The 17,147-nt window shown below is 74.0% G+C and carries 15 protein-coding genes; 8 read left to right on the top strand and 7 right to left on the bottom strand.

Annotation, left to right across the window (positions count from 1 at the left end):
* Positions 1-100: 100 nt before the first annotated feature.
* The 6 genes from AB0L45_RS22640 (at position 101) to AB0L45_RS22665 (ending at position 6,852) form a co-directional block, all read left to right on the top strand.
* Entirely contained in the window at positions 101-1,066 is a 966-nt protein-coding gene (locus AB0L45_RS22640; protein ID WP_365842607.1) for a glycosyltransferase, read from the top strand.
* Entirely contained in the window at positions 1,063-2,304 is a 1,242-nt protein-coding gene (locus tag AB0L45_RS22645; protein WP_365842609.1) for a glycosyltransferase, read from the top strand. Before AB0L45_RS22640 ends, AB0L45_RS22645 begins: the two co-directional genes overlap by 4 nt.
* 133 nt (positions 2,305-2,437) lie before the next feature.
* Positions 2,438-3,109 (top strand): SIS domain-containing protein, encoded by a 672-nt coding sequence (locus AB0L45_RS22650; RefSeq protein ID WP_365842611.1) that lies wholly within the window; start codon positions 2,438-2,440, stop codon positions 3,107-3,109.
* A 34-nt stretch (positions 3,110-3,143) separates the two neighbouring features.
* Positions 3,144-4,547 (top strand): D-glycero-beta-D-manno-heptose 1-phosphate adenylyltransferase, encoded by a 1,404-nt coding sequence (rfaE2, locus tag AB0L45_RS22655; RefSeq protein WP_365842613.1) that lies wholly within the window; start codon positions 3,144-3,146, stop codon positions 4,545-4,547.
* 17 nt (positions 4,548-4,564) lie between these two features.
* On the top strand, positions 4,565-5,467 hold the full coding sequence (locus AB0L45_RS22660; protein ID WP_365842898.1) for a glycosyltransferase: 903 nt from the start codon (positions 4,565-4,567) through the stop codon (positions 5,465-5,467).
* Between the two features lie 440 nt (positions 5,468-5,907).
* On the top strand, positions 5,908-6,852 hold the full coding sequence (locus AB0L45_RS22665; RefSeq protein ID WP_365842615.1) for a glycosyltransferase: 945 nt from the start codon (positions 5,908-5,910) through the stop codon (positions 6,850-6,852).
* Between the two features lie 105 nt (positions 6,853-6,957).
* On the opposite strand, the gene AB0L45_RS22670 is transcribed toward AB0L45_RS22665, so the two are convergent.
* Both AB0L45_RS22670 and AB0L45_RS22675 read right to left on the bottom strand, forming a co-directional pair.
* On the bottom strand, positions 6,958-8,193 hold the full coding sequence (locus AB0L45_RS22670) for a S8 family peptidase (protein WP_365842617.1): 1,236 nt from the start codon (positions 8,191-8,193) through the stop codon (positions 6,958-6,960).
* 959 nt (positions 8,194-9,152) lie between these two features.
* Complete coding sequence (locus AB0L45_RS22675; RefSeq protein ID WP_365842619.1) at positions 9,153-9,602, bottom strand: DUF4383 domain-containing protein; 450 nt, start codon at positions 9,600-9,602, stop codon at positions 9,153-9,155.
* A 292-nt stretch (positions 9,603-9,894) separates the two neighbouring features.
* On the opposite strand from AB0L45_RS22675, the gene AB0L45_RS22680 reads away from it, so the two are divergent.
* Positions 9,895-10,923 carry a DNA topoisomerase IB gene (locus tag AB0L45_RS22680; protein ID WP_365842621.1) on the top strand — a complete coding sequence of 343 codons (1,029 nt, stop codon included), beginning with the start codon at positions 9,895-9,897 and terminating at the stop codon, positions 10,921-10,923.
* 295 nt (positions 10,924-11,218) lie between these two features.
* Here AB0L45_RS22680 and AB0L45_RS22685 read toward each other — a convergent pair whose 3' ends face one another.
* From AB0L45_RS22685 to AB0L45_RS22700, 4 genes are all read right to left on the bottom strand, one after another.
* On the bottom strand, positions 11,219-11,479 hold the full coding sequence (locus AB0L45_RS22685; RefSeq protein WP_365842623.1) for a GlsB/YeaQ/YmgE family stress response membrane protein: 261 nt from the start codon (positions 11,477-11,479) through the stop codon (positions 11,219-11,221).
* A gap of 171 nt (positions 11,480-11,650) precedes the next feature.
* A complete protein-coding gene (locus tag AB0L45_RS22690; protein ID WP_365842625.1) occupies positions 11,651-12,970 on the bottom strand; it encodes an extracellular solute-binding protein in 1,320 nt (439 codons plus the stop codon).
* A complete protein-coding gene (locus AB0L45_RS22695) occupies positions 12,970-13,749 on the bottom strand; it encodes a carbohydrate ABC transporter permease (protein WP_365842900.1) in 780 nt (259 codons plus the stop codon). Before AB0L45_RS22695 ends, AB0L45_RS22690 begins: the two co-directional genes overlap by 1 nt.
* A gap of 248 nt (positions 13,750-13,997) precedes the next feature.
* Positions 13,998-14,849: a sugar ABC transporter permease gene (locus AB0L45_RS22700; RefSeq protein ID WP_365842902.1), complete on the bottom strand. Its 852-nt coding sequence runs from the start codon at positions 14,847-14,849 to the stop codon at positions 13,998-14,000.
* Between the two features lie 549 nt (positions 14,850-15,398).
* Here AB0L45_RS22700 and AB0L45_RS22705 point away from each other — a divergent pair.
* Positions 15,399-16,289, top strand: coding sequence for an aminoglycoside phosphotransferase family protein (locus tag AB0L45_RS22705; RefSeq protein ID WP_365842627.1), 891 nt, complete (start codon positions 15,399-15,401; stop codon positions 16,287-16,289).
* Between the two features lie 30 nt (positions 16,290-16,319).
* Here the strand turns inward: AB0L45_RS22705 and AB0L45_RS22710 are convergent, their stop codons facing one another.
* A complete protein-coding gene (locus tag AB0L45_RS22710; protein WP_365842629.1) occupies positions 16,320-17,111 on the bottom strand; it encodes an exonuclease domain-containing protein in 792 nt (263 codons plus the stop codon).
* Positions 17,112-17,147 lie beyond the last annotated feature (36 nt).

Raw genomic sequence — 17,147 nt, forward strand, 5'->3', positions numbered from 1 at the left:
CCCGCGGCGCGCCCGGGGCGTCCCGCCCGCCGGGCGGCCGGGCCCGGCCCGCGGCCGGAGCCGCCCGGACCGCGACCGACACCGAACGAGGTGCGACTGTATGAACATCCTGCTCTGGCACGTCCACGGATCCTGGACCACCGCGTTCGTCCAGGGGCCGCACACCTATCTGGTGCCGGTCACCCCGGACCGCGGCCCCGACGGGCTGGGCCGGGCCCGTACCTTCCCCTGGCCCGACTCGGTGGTGGAGAAGACCCCGGCGGAGCTGCGGCACGCCCCCGTCGACCTGGTCGTCCTGCAACGGCCGCACGAGGCCGAGCTGGCCGAGCGCTGGCTGGGCGGGCGTCGCCCCGGCCGCGACGTGCCCGCCGTCTACCTGGAGCACAACGCGCCGGACGGCGACGTGCCGCACACCCGCCACCCGTGCGCCGACCGCGACGACCTGGTGCTGGTGCACGTCACCCACTTCAACCGGCTGTTCTGGGACAACGGCGGCACCCGTACGGAAGTGATCGAGCACGGCATCGTCGACCCCGGCCACCAGTACACCGGCCGGCTCGCACGGGCCGCCGTCGTCACCAACGAGCCGGTCCGCCGCGGCCGTACGGTCGGCACCGACCTGCTGCCCGGACTGGCCGAAGCCGCACCGCTGGACGTCTTCGGCATGCGCACCGACGGGCTCGCCGCGCACCTGGGCCTGCCCCCGGATCGCTGCCGTACGGCCGACCTCCCCCAGGGCGAACTGCACGCGGCGATGGCGCAGCGCCGGTTCTACCTGCACCCGGTGCGCTGGACGTCGCTCGGCCTGTCGCTCCTGGAAGCGATGCACCTGGGGATGCCGGTGGTCGCCCTGGCCACCACCGAGGCCGCCGAAGCGGTGCTGCCCGGCACCGGCACGCTCTCCAACCGGCCCGAGGTCCTGGCCCGGGCCGCCCGGACGTACCTGGAGGACCCCGACGCGGCGGCCGAGGACGGCGCGCGGGCCCGCCAGGCGGCGCTCGACCGGTACGGGCTCAAGCGCTTCCTGCACGACTGGGAACGCCTGATCACGGAGGTGCAAGCATGACCCCTCTCGGCAACACCCCGCGGCTGTCCGTCGCGCTCGTCTCCGAGCACGCCAGTCCGCTGGCGGTGCTCGGCGGCGTCGACGCGGGCGGCCAGAACGTCCATGTCGCGCGCCTGGCCGGTGCGCTGGCCGACCGGGGGCACCGGGTGACCGTGTACACCCGGCGGGACGCCGCCGAACCGCCCGACGAGGTCGCGCTGCGGCCCGGGGTACGGGTGCGGCACGTGCCCGCCGGGCCGCCGCGGCACGTGCCCAAGGACGCGCTGCTGCCGTACATGCCGGCGTTCGGCGACTTCCTCGCCGAGCAGTGGCGGGTCCGGGCGCCGGACGTGGTCCACTCGCACTTCTGGATGTCCGGTCTCGCGGCGCTCCGGGCGACCCGTGAACTGGGCCTGCCGCTGACCCACACCTACCACGCGCTGGGCACCGTCAAGCGGCGCCACCAGCGGGACTCCGACACCAGCCCGCGCTCCCGCGTCACCAGTGAGATCGAGGTGGGCGAGGGCTGCGACCGGATCATCGCCACCTGCCGGGACGAGGTCACCGAACTGGGGCGGATGGGCATCGCGGAGAGCAAGATCGACGTGGTGCCGTGCGGGGTCGACACGGCGCGCTTCACGCCCGACGGGCCGGCCGCCGACCACGGCGCGCAGCGTCCGCTGCTCCTCCAGCTCGGCCGGCTGGTCCCCCGCAAGGGCGCGGAGGTCTCCGTCGCCGCGCTGGCCCGGCTGCCCGAGGCCCGGCTCGTCATCGCCGGCGGCCCGCCCGCGGACCGCATCGACCAGGACCCCGAGGTGCGGCGGCTGCGCGAACTGGCCCGCGCCGCCGGGGTCGCGGACCGGGTGAGCTTCACCGGCGGCGTGCGGTGCGAGGACGTACCGGAGCTGCTGCGCGCCGCCGACGTGGTGCTGTGCCCGGCGGACTACGAGCCGTTCGGCATCGTGCCGCTGGAGGCCATGGCCTGCGGTACGCCCGTGGTGGCCACCGCCGTCGGCGGCCAGCTGGACACCGTCGCCGACCCGGACTGCGGGCGGCTGGTGCCGCCCCGCGACCCGGCCGCGCTGGCCCACGCCGTCGGCGAACTGCTCCTGGACGGCGCGCTGCGGGCCGCCTGCGGCGCCGCGGGCCGCCGCCGCGTACTGGCCCGGTACGGCTGGGACCAGGTCGCGGCCGGCACCGAGGCCGCCTACCTGGGCGTGCTGAGCCCACGGCCCGCCGCCGTCACCGAGGTGGCGTGAGCGCCGGCCGCGGCGCCGCCCCCGTTCCGACGCCCGGTCCCCTCGTCGCCGTCCGACGCCCTGTCCCCGCCGCAGACGTACGAAGGAGGTGCGGGCCCCAGCGCCCACCGGCGCGCCCGGGAGCCCGACGACCATGAGCCAACCCCTTGACGCCGCCCACCGCCACTGCCAGTCGCTCCAGGACGCGGTGGCCGCACTGCGCCGCAACAGCCTGCGCCGGCTGGCCGAGTGGGGCACCCACCTCGGCACCGTGCTGCCGGTCGGCGGCCGGCTGCTCGCCGCGGGCAACGGCGGCAGCGCCGCCCAGGCCCAGCACCTGACGGCCGAACTCGTCGGCCGCTACCAGCAGGACCGCCCCGCCTATTCGGCCATCTCGCTGCACGCGGAGACCTCCAGCGTCACCGCCATCGGCAACGATTACGGCTTCGATCAGGTCTTCGCCCGGCAGGTCGCCGCGCACGGCCGCCCCGGTGACGTCCTCCTGCTGCTGTCCACCTCGGGCCGCAGCGACAACCTGCTGGCGGCCGCCGAGACCGCGCGCGACGCCGAACTGCGGGTCTGGGCGCTGACCGGTCCCCGGCCCAACCCGCTGGCCGACGCCGCCGACGAAGTGGTGCACGTGGACTCGCCCAGCAGCGCGACGGTGCAGGAGGCGCACCTGATAGCGGTGCACATCCTGTGCGAGCACTTCGACGCCGTCAGCGCCACGCCCCGGACCGCGCGGGCCGCGGCGGGCGTCCCGCTGGAGGCCGCGGTGGATGTCCCAGTGGATGTCGCGGTGGCCGACCGGGACGGTGCGCTGTGAGCGGGCGCGGTACCGGCGTACGAAGGAGGCAGTCATGACGGCTCGTCAGCCCCTGGTGGTCGTGGGCGACGTCCTGCTCGACCGGGACATCGACGGCGACGCCGCGCGCCTGGCGCCGGACGCGCCCGCCCCCGTCGTGGACGTCACCGACGACCGCAGCCGGCCGGGCGGCGCCGGCCTGGCCGCCGCGCTGGCCGCCCGGTCCGGACGCGAGGTGGTCCTGGTGACCGCGCTGGGACCGGACCCGGCGAGCGAGGCGGTACGGCGCGCACTGCGCGGAGTCGTACGCCTGGTGGAGATCCCGCTGGCGGGCCGGCTCCCGGAGAAGACGCGCGTCATGGCGTCCGGCCGCCCCCTGGTGCGGTTCGACCGGGGCGGCGGCAGTCCGGGCGGACCCGGCCCGGCGGTGCGCGAGGCGCTCGACGGGGCCCGCGCCGTCCTCGTCGCCGATTACGGGCGCGGCACCGCGACGGCGGTCCGCGACCTGCTCGCCGGTGCGGCACGCCGCGTCCCGCTGCTGTGGGATCCGCATCCGAAGGGCGGCCCGCCGGTACCGGGCGCGCGGCTGGTCACCCCCAACGCGTCCGAGGCCCGCGCCCTGACCTCCGGTGAGGACCGGTCGCTGCACGCCTGCGCCGTACGGGGCGCCCAACTGGCCGCCGAATGGCGGGCGGCGGCCGTCGCGGTGACGCTCGGCGCGCGCGGCGCGCTGCTGGCCAGGGCGGGCAGTGACTCGCCGATGCTGGTGCCCGCGCCGTACCGGGCCGACGGCGACCCCTGTGGGGCGGGTGACTGCTTCGCCGCCACGGCGGCCGCCGCCCTGGCCGACGGCGCGCTGCCCGAAGAGGCCGTACAGCGGGCCGTCGCGGAGGCCGCCGCGTTCGTCGCGGCGGGCGGCGCGGGCAACCGCGGCCTGTGGCGCAGCGCGCCGCCGCCGGACCGGCCCGCGCCGGAGCGGCCCGCCGACCCCTTCGAACTGGCCAGGTCCGTGCAGGCCAGGGGCGGCACGGTGGTCGCCACCGGCGGCTGCTTCGACCTGCTGCACGCCGGGCACGTCGGCCTGCTGGAGAGCGCCCGGCGGATCGGTGACTGCCTCATCGTCTGCGTCAACTCCGACGCGTCCGTCACCCGCCTCAAAGGCCCGGGACGGCCGCTGACCCGGGCGGCCGACCGCACCCGCGTCCTGGCCGGCCTGGGCAGCGTCGACGCCGTGGCCGTCTTCGACGAGGACTCCCCCGTCGAACTGCTGCGGCGCTTGCGCCCCGACGTGTGGGTCAAGGGCGGTGACTACTCGGTGGACGCGCTGCCCGAGGCGGCCACGCTGCTGGAGTGGGGCGGCCAGGCACTCGTCCTGCCCTACCTGGACGGCAGGTCGACGACCGCGCTGGCCCGGCGGGCGGCCCGCGCCGCGGCGCCCGGCCCGGGGTACCGGTCGTGACCGCGCGGACGGCGGAGCTGCCGGACACCGCGCCCGCGCCGGTCCCGCGGGCCGCCCCGCAGGTGGGCATCGTCATGATCACCCGGGACCGCCGCGAGCGGCTGCTCGCCACACTGGAGCGGGTGACGCGGCTGCCCGAGGACCCGCCCGTCGTGGTGGTGGACAACGGCTCGACGGACGGCACCGCGGACGCCGTCCGCGCGCGCTTCCCCTCCGTACGGGTACTGACGCCCGGACGTAACCTCGGCGCGGTCGGCCGTACGTACGGGGCTGCCGCGCTCGGCACCCCGCTCGTCGCGTTCAGCGACGACGACTCGTGGTGGGAGCCCGGCGCGCTGTCCCGGGCCGCCGAGCTGTTCGCCGCGCACCCACGGCTGGGACTGGCCGCCGCCAGCACCCTGGTCGGTACGGAGGCCGACGCCGACCCGCTCAACGCGGTCCTCGCCGCCTCCCCGCTGGGCCACGAACCCGACCTGCCGGGCCCGTCCGTACTCGGCTTCCTCGGCTGCGCCGCCGTCGCCCGCCGGGACGCCTTCCTGGAGGCCGGCGGCTACCACCCCGTACTCCACTTCGGCGCCGAGGAGACCCTGCTGGCCATGGACCTCGACGCCCGCGGCTGGGGCGTCGCCTACTGCCCCGCCCTCGTCGCCCGGCACGAACCCGACGGCGCGGGCGGCGCCCCCCGCCCCGGCCGCACCGCCCGCGTACGGCGCAACGCCCTGCTCACCGCCTGGCTCCGCCGCCCCCTGCGGCACGCCCTCGCCCACACCGCCCGCCTCGCACTCGACAGCCGTACGGACCCGGAAGCACGCCTGGCCCTGACCGAGGCGGTACGGCGGCTGCCGGCCGCCCTGGCGCGGCGACAGCCGCTGCCGCGTCCGGTGGAACGGCGGGTGCGGAGGCTGGAGACAGGCCCGTGACGAGGCCGGTCCCGTGCCGGTCGGCTGCCGTTCGGGTGGGCGGAACGCCCACGGTGGGCTCCGGACCGGGCACTGCGGGGGGGCGGACCCGCGCCCCGTACCACGGTGGCGGGGGGCGGCCCCGCGCCCTGCACCACGGTGGCGGGGGGCGGCCCCGCGCCCCGCGCCCCGGCAGTACGCCGACGCGCCGCATCGGCACGTCCGCGCCGTATCGGCCGTCCGCGCCGTATCGGCGTGTCCGCACCGCACCGGCGGTCCGCGCCGCATCGGCATGTCCACACCGCACCGGCCGTCCGCGCCACACCGGCCCGCCCACACCGCACCAGCCGTTCGCACCGTATCGGCACGTCCGCACCTAACCGGCCCGCCCCGCCCGCACCGGCCAGCCCGCACCGGCCAGCCCACACCGGCCAGCCCACACCGACCCGAGGAAACCTCCCGTGACCGATCCGCGCACCACCGTCATCGTCATCACCCGCAACCGCAGCGACGACCTGCTGCACACCCTCGACCGGCTCGCCGAACTGCCGGAGAAGCCGCCCGTCGTCGTGGTCGACAACGGATCCACGGACGGCAGCGCGTCCGCCGTCCGCCGGCACCCCCTCGCGCCGCGGCTCATCCCGCTGGCGCACAACACCGGGGCGGTCGGCCGCAATCTGGCCGCGCGGGTGGCGGCCACGCCGTACCTGGCGTTCTGCGACGACGACTCGTGGTGGGAGCCCGGCTCCCTGGCCGGCGCCGCCGACCTGCTGGACGCGTACGGGCGGCTCGGCGCGGTGACCGCCCGCATCATGGTCCACCCGCATCCGGACGCCCCGGAGACCGGCACCGTGCCCGGCGCCGGTTCCGGCGAGCCCGTCGAGGACCCGATCGTCCAGGAGCTGCGGCACTCCCCGCTGCCGGCCCCTTCCTGGCTGCCGGGCCCGGCGCTCGGCTCGTTCCTCGCGGCGGCCACGGTGCTGCGGGCCGACGCCTTCCGGGCCGCGGGCGGCTTCTCGCCCCGGCTCGTCCTGGGCGGCGAGGAGGAGTTGCTCGCCGCCGACCTCGCGGCCGACGGCTGGTGGCTGGCGTACGCCGACCGGCTCACCGTCCACCACCGGGCCTCGCCGCACCGCGACGCGACGCTGCGCCGGCGCCAGGGCATCCGCAACACCCTGTGGTTCACCTGGCTGCGCAGGCCGCTGCCCGCCGCCGTACGCCGGACCGGCGCACTCGCCTCGACGGTGCCGCGGGACGCGGTGTCGGTACGGGCGTTCGCCGAGGCGGCCCGCGGTCTGCCGTGGGTGCTGCGGGAACGGCACCGGCTGCCGCGGGAGGTGGAGAGCCGGCTGCGGCTGCTGGAGGCACCGCAGCGGGAGTCGACGGCGCGGCGGTACTGCGGCTGAGCCGGTGCGCGCGCCCGCGGTGGCCCCGGACCGCACGACGCCGGCCGTCGCGCCCCGTGGGGGCGAGCGCGACGGCCGGCGTCCGGTGCCGAACGGGCGGTGAGGTTACTTCTCGCCGACCTTCAGCAGCTTGTTGGGCGTGCCCTCGCTCGGGTTCTTGATCTTGTCGGGGGTGGCGCCGTCGGTCAGCGCCTGCGCGACCGCGTCCGGCTCGGCGTCCTGGTGGGCGCTCAGGTAGACCGCGGCGGCACCGGCGACGTGCGGGGTGGCCATGGACGTACCGGAGATCGTCTTGGTGCCCTGGTCGCTGTCGTTCCAGGCCGAGGTGATGTCCGAACCGGGCGCGTAGAGGTCCACGGCGCTGCCGAAGTTGGAGAAGTCGGACTGCTCGTCGGTGTTGGTGCTGGAGGCGACCGTGATGGCCTCCTTGACCCGCGCCGGGGAGCCCTGGCCCGCGTCGGTCGACTCGTTGCCCGCCGCCACGGCGAAGGTGACGCCCGAGGCGACCGCCTTCTGCACCGCCGCGTCCAGCGCCTCGTCGGAGCCGCCGCCCAGCGACATGTTGGCGACCGAGGGGCCCTTGTGGTTCTTGGTCACCCAGTCGATGCCCGCGACGACCTGCTCGGTGGAGCCCGACCCCTGGTCGTCCAGCACGCGGACGGCCACGATCTTGGCCTTCTTGGCGACGCCGTGCGCCTTGCCGGCGATGGTGCCCGCGACGTGGGTGCCGTGGCCGTTGCCGTCGGAGGCGTCGTTGTCGCCGTCGATCGCGTCGAAGCCGGAGGACGCGCGGCCCTCGAAGTCCTGGTGCGTGGTGCGGACACCGGTGTCGATGACGTACGCGGTGACGCCCTCGCCCGCGCTGTCGGGGTAGGTGTACTTCTTGTCGCCCTGGGTGTCCGCCTGGTCGATGCGGTCCAGGCCCCACGACGGCGGGTTGTCCTGCGTGCCGTCGATGTGGAACTTCTTGTTCTGCACGACCTTGTCGACGGCCGGGTCGGCGGCCAGGCGGCGGGCCTCCTCGGCGGTGAGGCCGGTGGCGGAGAAACCGTTCAGCGCGGCGGAGTAGGTCCGCTTGACGTCGCCGCCGTACTTGCCGGCCAGGTCCTTGTTCTGCTCGGCCTGGACCGCGGCGCTGCGGACCGTGTGCTCAGGGTTCTTCAGCATGACGATGTAGCTGCCGCTGACGGCGCCCTTGGCCTCGGCGCCGTAGATCTTGCCCTCGGCGGGCGACGCGCCCGCGGTGACCGCGGTGACCGTGGCGATACCGGTCGCGGCGACCACGGCGGTTATCGCGGTGACGAGCCGCTTCTTGCTGGAACGCTTGTGAGCGTGAGCCATTCGAGGGTTCTCCTCGTTCGGGGTGTGGGGGGAAAGCGTTGCGCAACAGCCCGGACGGACAGGAAGATCTCCGCCGGGCTGGCTCGAAACCTTGTCGGATTGACGGGGTCAATTCAAGGCCGACCGGGCGTTGTGAGATAGACAACAACCTTGCGTAAATGCAAAGGCCCGCAGAAGGGGTCAAATACGCACCACGCCCGTTCGACGGCGAGTCAACTCCGTTCACACAACGGCAACATGGCGCAGGTCAGCCGCAGTCCGGGCAGCGACGTTACCGACGGTACGAAGTGCGGCACACCGAAAGACCGGAGAACCGTCCATTACGGGGAAGAGGCGGGCAATCGCCCCCACCACCCACTTCTTCACAGCTCAACAATCCCCGGCCGGAAGGCACCTCAATCACCGGCACGGCATCCCGGAAGGTGGCGTCGCTCACCCCGCAGCACCCCCCGCCCGAACCAGACTTGCACGCACCGCATTTCTTCCGGCACACCGTGCGACGAGGTCTTCGCACAACTCGCCCACTTCTCGTCACCCTTATTGGGAATGCGCCGATATTCCGCTACTAAATGCCCCCTGACGGGACGTCACCAGACCGGTCCCGGTCGACGCGTACGCGCATCACAGGGAAGCCCGGCGTCCGCTGCGCGAGCCCCGGTATGCCGCCGCGCGCACGGTTCGGTCGAGCCATGGCTCAGCCCAGCCCGTTCCGTGTGGCTGTTGCGCATCGCGGGCCGCTCCCGCTGTTCGTCGAGGTTCGTCCGAGTTCGTGAGCGTCTGCCGGCGTTCCGCCTCCGGTCCGCTACCGGTCCGGTAGCGGACCGGTAGCGGTTCCTCAGCCGGTCGAGTTCGGCGTGGTCACGCCGTTGCCGTGCCAGGACGGAAGCGGCGCCGCCGAGCTGCCGGACCGTTTGTGCCGCGATCGAGAGGCAAGCTGCAAGGGCGGCAAGGGCTGCTGCTCAGCGGCGGGTGGACGCACGCCGGCCGAGCAGGACGCCGAGGGCGATCATGCCCAGGCCCAGGACGAAATGGAGCCAGTTGTCGGCCGTGTTCAGCGGGACGAAGTTGGCGGCACTGTCATGGTCGATGAACAGGCCGTACAGCCACAGCAGCAGATAGACGACACCGCCGCCGACGAGGAAATTCCGGGCGGCGGAGGCGGTGCGCGACATGGCCAGGCCGGCCAGGCCGAACAGCAGGTGCACGATGTTGTGCAGAATCGACACCTGGAACACACCGAAGAGTTTCGCCTGCGAGTGGTGCTCGGCGAATTCCATCGTGCTGTAGCCGGTCGTGATCCCGGGGATGAACCCGAGAACGCCGACCAGCAGGAATACCGCTCCCACCAGCAGAGCGGCCTGCTGCACCGGGCCGCGGGCGGTGGAAACCGAACGGTGCTGAGTGGCCATGAGCGCTTCTCCTTCTGCTGGGACCGACCCACGTCGGCGCGCCTGCCCCGCCTGCCGTCGACACGGTCACGGCGCAGAGCCGGCCGCACCGGTCTCTCCGCCACGGCGCCTTTACGGTGCCGAAGGGCACACCGGCCCGAGTGCCCCGGGATACGCCCCTGAACCGCCGGTTCACACCGGTGTCCGAGGCCGATCTCCCGGAAGAAACGGGTACACGTACCGAGCGGCGTTCCACCGGACGGGTGAATCGCGGCGACCGTCCCTTCCCGAAGAAGCGTCCACGGAGGCCGAGGTGCGTCTTTACCACAGCAGGCCCACCGAGCCGGGTTTCTCCCGCAGGAGGCACGGGCGCGGTTTCCGCTACCTGGACGCTGCCGGGCAGCCCCTGCGCGACCCCGCCGAGCTGGCCCGCATCCGCGCTCTGGTCATACCGCCCGCGTGGCAGGACGTATGGATCTGTGACCGCCCCAACGGCCATCTGCAGGCCGTCGGCACCGACACCGCCGGCCGCCGCCAGTACCTCTACCACCCGCAGTTCCGCGCCGAGCAGGAGCTGGCCAAGCACGAGCACGTCCTCGACGTGGCCGGGGTCCTGCCCGCGGTACGGGAGACTGTCGAGGGCCACCTGGAGGACCGCGGCCTGACCCGCCGGCGGGTGCTGGCCACCGCCGTACGCCTGCTGGACCTCGGCTTCTTCCGGATCGGCAGCGACCGCCACACCGAACTGAACAGCAGCTATGGCCTGACCACACTGCTGCGCCGGCACTCCCGCTGCCGGAGCGGCGCGGTCCTCTTCTCGTACACCGGCAAGCACGGCAAGGAGATCGCGCAGACCGTCGCGGACCCCGCCGCCTGCCGTGCCCTGACCGCGCTGCTGCGCCGCCGTGGCGGCGGCGACCGGCTCCTCGCCTACTGGGAGCGGCCCGCCTGGCACGAGGTGACCAGCTCCGACGTCAACACGTACCTCAAGGAGCTCGCGGGCCTGGAAGTCACCGCCAAGGACTTCCGCACCTGGCACGCCACCGTCATGGCGGCGGTCGCCCTGGCGGTCTCCCAGTCCGCCGCGCGGAGCGAGAGCGCCCGCAAGCGCGCCATCGCCCGCGCGTGCCACGAGGTCTCCGGGTACCTCGGCAACACCCCCGCCGTCTGCCGCGCCTCGTACATCAACCCCCGGGTGATCGAGCTCTACGAGGAAGGCGTCACCATCGCCGACGCGCTCCCGCACCTGGGCGACGAGGGCGCCTTCGGCATTCCGGCCACCCGGGGCCCCGCCGAACGCGCCGTCCTGCGTCTGCTGCGTACCGGGCAGCCGCCCGGGTGACCGGACACCACGACCGGACCGGGCCGGGCAGGGCAGGACCGGGCCGGGCGGGATCGCGCCGGGCGGGATCGGGCAGGACCGGGCCGGATCGGATCGCGCCGGATCAAGCCGGGCCGGATCAGGCCGGGCCCCGGTACGCAGCTGAAGGCCCCGCACCGCGACGGCTCCAGCTCCACCACACAGCAGCTCCACCACACAGCTGCTCCACCACGCGCCAGCTCCGCCGGGCCGGAACCCGACGGAGCTGGAACCACTGGTGTCAACGGGCGGGGACGGACCACGAACCCCCAGGGCGTCACGCGTGTCGCCGGACCCACCACGGGGTGACGGCGGCAAGCAGGACGGCGGCGATGCCGATCTGGAAGATGTGCCGGATCCAGTCGATGCCGCCGGTGTCACGCACACCGAAGGCGGTGGCGAGCCCGTTGCCCGCGACGGCTCCGATCATGCCCAGGATGACCGTCAGCCACAGGGGCACCGGCTGCCGACCGGGAACGACGAGCTTGGCCAGCAGGCCGATGACGAGCCCCGCGATGATGGCCCACAGGAACGACACGACTTCTCCTTCCGATCGTTCGCTTCGACACCACTTCGCGTGCCCCACAGCGCCCTCCGTAAGCGTCGGACGCCGACTGTCCCTCTTTCTCGGCCACCTGGTCGCACGCCGTGGCGTCTCCGGGACGCCCGTACGGGGCAAGGCTGAAGAGGCCGGCGGGGGCGTCGGGCATCAGCGTTGGTACCGCGCCAGTACCAGGTTCCCGTCGTGGACCAGCCGCTGCCGCAGCTCGTCGAGGTCGATCGCGCCGCTGTAGTACTCCTGGAAGCCGGGGGTCGCGATCTTGTCCTTCCATTCGGGGTAGCCCCGCACCGACTGCGCGGGCGCGGCCCGCAAGGTGCCGGCCAGGGCGGTGCCCGTCGACCAGCCGTAGCGGTCCGAGTGGAGTTCCGGCGCCTTCAGCGCCTCCCGGCCCGTCGGCAGCATCCAGTCGCCCAGGGCGAGGCGCACCATGTTCGGCGGTCTCAGCAGGAAGTCGACGAAGGCCATCGCCTCCTCCTTGCGCGGGCAGTCCGCCGCGATCGACAGGGTCTGCGGGCTGACGCCCTGGGCCGCGCCGCCGCTTCCGCCGGGGGCGGGCAGCACCGTCCACTCGAAGGACTTCGGGGCCTGCTGCACGATCTGCTGCCGGTAGGAGAAGCCGAGCGGCAGGATCGCGTACCGGCCGGCGAAGAAGCCGGGCAGGGTGTCGGAGCCGCCCATGCCGAGGGTCGTACGGGCCGCGCTGCGGGCGACGTTGACCTGGTCGTGGATGGCGCGCGGCACCACCTGGTCGGCGGCGTCGAACCGTACCTCGGCCTTGCCGTCCGGGCGGCGCCGGAAGACGTGGCCGCCGGTGGAGAGGGCGAGGTTGAGGGTGGCGGACACCGGTTCCTTGAGCGGCCAGGCGACACCGTATCCGCCGCCGCCCGTCAGCTCCTTCGCCACCTCCCCGAACTCCTCCCACGTCCACGGCTCGCGCGCGGTCGGCACCCGTACCCCGGAGCGCCGCAGTTTCACCTGGTCGGCGATCAGGACGCGCGGCTCCTGGAGGAAGGGGATGCCGTACACCCGGCCGCCGAAGGTGCCCGACTCCCAGCTGCGCCGCGGGATGTCGTCCTTCAGGCGCCGCGGGAGGAGCGCGGTCAGATCGGCGAGGTAGCCACCGTAGGCGAAGTCGGCCAGGTCGTCGGAGGCGTCGTGGATGATGTCCGGTGCCTCGCCGCCCTCGAAGGAGGTGAGCAGCTGGTCGTGGACGGTGGGCCAGGCCCCCTGGACGTACTGGACGGGGATGTCCGGATGGCGCCGGTTCCACTCCGCGACGAGCCGCTTGTTGGCGTCCACGGACTCCTTCTGCCATGCCAGTGACTGGAACCGGAGCGCACCCCGGTCACCGCCCCGGCTCCCGCCGCCGCCCGAGCAGCCGGGCAGCAGCGCCGCTGCGGGCGCGGCCGCGACGGCGGCGAGCAGGGCGCGGCGGCGCGGGCCGGAACGGTTCCCGGACACGGTCATCAGCTCTTCACCGCCCCGGCCAGCATGCCGCCGGTGATACGGCGCTGGATGACGGCGAAGAGCAGCAGGCTGGGCAGCGTGGCGAGCAGGGCCGCCGCGGCTAGTGGGCCGAGGTCGGCGACGCCCTCGGCCCCGAGGAAGTGGGTCAGCACGACCGGCATCGTCTGCTTCTCCGGCGATTTGAGCAGGACGAGCGCGAAGAAGAACTCGTTCCATGCGGTGATGAAGGCGAACAGGCCCGTGGCGACGATGCCGGGCGCCAGCAGCGGCCCGGTGACCGAGACCAGGATGCGCAGCCGGCCCGCGCCGTCCACCGCCGCGGCCTCCTCCAGTTCCGGCGGTACGGCCCGGACGTAGCCGGTCAGCATCCACAGCGCGAACGGCAGTGACCACACCACGTACACCAGGACCAGCCCGGTCCGGGCGTCGACGAGGTGGAGGCTCTTCAGGACGAGGAAGAGCGGGATGATCACCAGGACCAGCGGGAACGCCTGGCTGACCACGACCCAGCCGGTCGCCGCCCGCGCGAAACGGGTGCGGCGGCGTGCGAGGACGTACGCCATAGGCGTGGCCAGGACGATGGCGACCAGCGCCGATACCGCCGCCGCGAACAGGCTGTTGGCGGCGGCCTGGAGCAACGGCTGCTCGTCGAAGGCGGTACGGAAATTGTCCAGCGTCGGCGCCCTGGGGAGCCAGGTGGGGTGGATGCTGCCCAGTTCCCGGGGCGGCTTGAAGGCGGTGGACACCAGCCAGAGGAAGGGGAAGGCGAGGAAGACCAGGTAACAGAGGAGGGCGAGATACTGGCCGGCCCGGCCGAGGGAGCGCCGGGTAGGCGGACGGCGGCCTGCTGACGGAGAGGCTTGGGTGCTGCGGGAGGCTTGGGTGGCGCGGGAGGCTTGGGAGCCGCTTGGGCCTTGGCGGTCGCGGGGATCTTGGCGGTCGCGGGGGCCTTGGTGGTCGCGGCGGCCTTGGCGGTCGCGGGGGCTCTGAGGCTCGCGTTCGTGTTCGTGTTCGTGGGAGTTGTGAGTCACTGATCCTCGTCCCCCCGCAGTCGCCGGGAGAGGTAGACGGCCAGCAGGATCGCGATGAGCGCGACCATCGCCAGCCCCATCGCGGCCGCGTAGCCGAACTGCCCGTAACGGAACGCCTCCTCGTACGCGAACAGCATCGGCAGCCGGGTGCGGCCGCCCGGGCCGCCGTCGGTGAGCACGAAGACCAGCGCGAAGGAGTTGAAGTTCCAGATGAAGTTGAGCGCGGAGACGGCCAGTGCGACCGGCTTGATCGCGGGCCAGGTGACCGTACGGAACCGGCGCCAGGCTCCGGCGCCGTCCATCGCGGCGGCCTCGTGCAGTTCCCGGGGCACGTTCTGGAGTCCGGCGAGGAGGGTGACGGTGGTCTGCGGCATGCCCGCCCAGACGCCCACGACGATCACGGCGAGCAGGGCGGTGGCCGTACCGCTCAGCCAGTCCCGGCCCTCGTCCGGGCCCAGCCCGAGGCTGCGCAGCGTCTCGTTCAGGACGCCCGCGTCCGGGTGGTAGACCAGCCGCCACATGATGCCCACCACGACCTCGGGCATCGCCCACGGGATGATCGCCAGCGCGCGGGCCAGCCAGCGCAGCCGCAGGTCCTGGCTGAGCAGCAGCGCCAGCCCGAGGGCGAGGAAGAACTGCGGGACCGTGACGCCCAGCGCCCACACCAGCCCGACCCGGAAGGAGTCCCAGAAGAGGGTGTCCCGGAGCAGGTCGGAGAAGTTGAGCAGACCGACCCACCGGGTGGCCTGGGTACGCCCCGACTGCGCGTCGGTGAACGCCAGCCCGATGCCGTACAGCAGCGGGCCCACGCTCAGCACCAGGATCGGGATCAGCGCGGGCAGGACCAGGAACCACGTCCCGTGCGCATGCCTCGGTACCTGCTGTCTCGGTACCTGCTGCCTCGGTGTCTGCTGCCGCTGTCTCTGCTGCCTCGGTGTCTGCTGCCGCTGTGTCTGCCGTCTCGGTGTCTGCCCTCGTCCGGGACCATCTCGACCCAACCCGACTCCCCCGCATCTGCTCCCCCGGACGGCACGGCCGGCCGCGGACGATTCCGCCCAGGACGGCTGCGACCACCACGAACGGGCCGCGCGTCCCCAGGCGGAACGGGGCAGACGGCCGCCGTCATCGTCGTGACGGCGGTCGGCGCAGTCAAGCACCCGCCCCGTCCTGCTCCTTCCCCGCTCAGTTCCTCCCCGGGTCTGTCGCTCCCCCGGGCCTGTCGCTCCCCCGGGCCTGTCGCTCCCTCCGGTCTGTCTCCCCTCCCCCCTCCCCGCCCCACCCCCACCCACCCCACCGCACCCCCACATCCCCATGGCCCCCCATCCCCATGGCCCCCACCCCCACGACCCAAGGACCTGCGAGACTGATACCGATCACGCACCGCAGGAGGCGCCCCGATGACCGCACCGAGCAGCACCCCGTTCACGGAGGCGCACGCCCGGGACATCCTGGCCGCGGCCGGCCGGCCCGACGTCGCCGCCGACGCACGGCTGCTGTCACTCGGCGAGAACGCCGTCTTCGCCACGGGCGGCAACGGTCCGGTCGTACGGGTCGGACGCAGCGCCGAACTGCTGGAGCGCGCCGAGCGGGAGCTGCGCGTCGCCGTGTGGCTGGCGGAGCAGGGCGTGCCGGCCGTCCGCGCGGCCGAGCCCGCGGCCCGTCTGGTGAACGGGCACCCGGTGACGTTCTGGGAGCGGTTGCCCGACCCCGTACGCCCCGCCGAGCCGGCCGACCTGGCCGCCCTGCTGCGCCTGGTGCACGCGCTGCCGGAACCGCCGTTCGCCCTTCCCCGGCGCGAGCTGCTGGGAGGTGTCGAACGCTGGCTGCGGCTGGCCGGCGACGCGGTCTCGGCGCGGGACGCCGAGTATCTGCGGGGCCGCCGCGACGCGTTCGCCGCTGCCGCCACCGCGCTGGAACCGCATCTGCCGCGCGGCCCGGTGCACGGTGACGCGCTGACCCGTAACGTTCATGTGGGCCCCGACGGCCCGGTGCTCGTCGATCTCGAAACGTTCTCCTCCGATCTGCGGGAACACGATCTCGTCGTGATGGCCCTCAGCCGCGACCGCTACGGCCTGCCCGCCGCGGCGTACGACGCGTTCGTGCGGATCTACGGCTGGGACGTCCGGGACTGGGAGGGCTGCGCGGTGCTGCGCGGCTCCCGTGAGACGGCCAGTTGCGCCTGGGTCTCCCAGCACGCGCCCGGCAATCCCGCCGCCCTCAAGGAGTTCCGCCGCCGCATCGCCTCCCTGCGCGAGGGCGACACGACCGTGCGGTGGTACCCGTTCTGACGCTCCGGCGGCCCGGCCCGGTCCCCGGCCTCACCCCTCGCCGCGCGAGGGCGACGCCTGCACCGGCAGCTCCGCGGACCGCACCGGCTGCTCCTCGGCCCGGCCGCGCGACTGCTGGTAGGGGATCAGCGGCCAGGCCGCCTCGACTATCGCCGCCGGGTCACCGGAGCGGCGCAGGTACTGCTGGAACGAGGCGGCCTGCTCGGCTGCCGCCTTCTCCTGGAGGGCGTGCAGCGCGGCGAGCGCCGTCCCGGCCACCTCCGGATACCGCTCACCGATCCGGCACGCCACCCCGGCCGCGGCCACCGCGTCCGCGCCCGCTTCGTGGGCCGCGTCCAGCGGCACGCCGTAATGCCGGCAGAGGGCCTGGAGGGTCCGCTTGCCCTTGCGGTAGCGGTCGACGTGCTTGTCCAGCACCAGCGGGTCGATGACCGGGGCGGGCCGGCGGCCGAGCCGCTCGGCGAGCGTCCGCAGGCCGTACCGGCGGCACTCGCGGTCCAGCAGCGAGAGGTCGTACCGCGCGTTCATCACCACCAGCGGCAGGCCCGCCTCCAGCGCCGCGGCGAGCGCGGCGGTGATCTGCTCGACCCCCTCGGCCGCCGCCTGGCCGTGTGCCCGCACCTGAGCGGTCGTCAGGCCGTGTATGGCCGCCGCCTCCTCGGGAACCGGCACGCCGGGATCGAGCAGCCAGGTGTTCCGCACCGTCTCCCGGCCGCTGGCGTCCAGCCTGATCAGCGCGGCGGTGACGATGCGGTCCTGCTCGACGTCCGTGCCGGTCGTCTCCAAGTCGAAGCTGACGAGCAGCCCTTGATGCCAGCCCATGACGGCCTCCTTCGGTGTTGCTTCCCCCGTGTTCCC

It is taken from the genome of Streptomyces sp. NPDC052496, from assembly GCF_040679095.1.
In the GTDB taxonomy this organism is placed as follows: Bacteria; Actinomycetota; Actinomycetes; order Streptomycetales; family Streptomycetaceae; genus Streptomyces.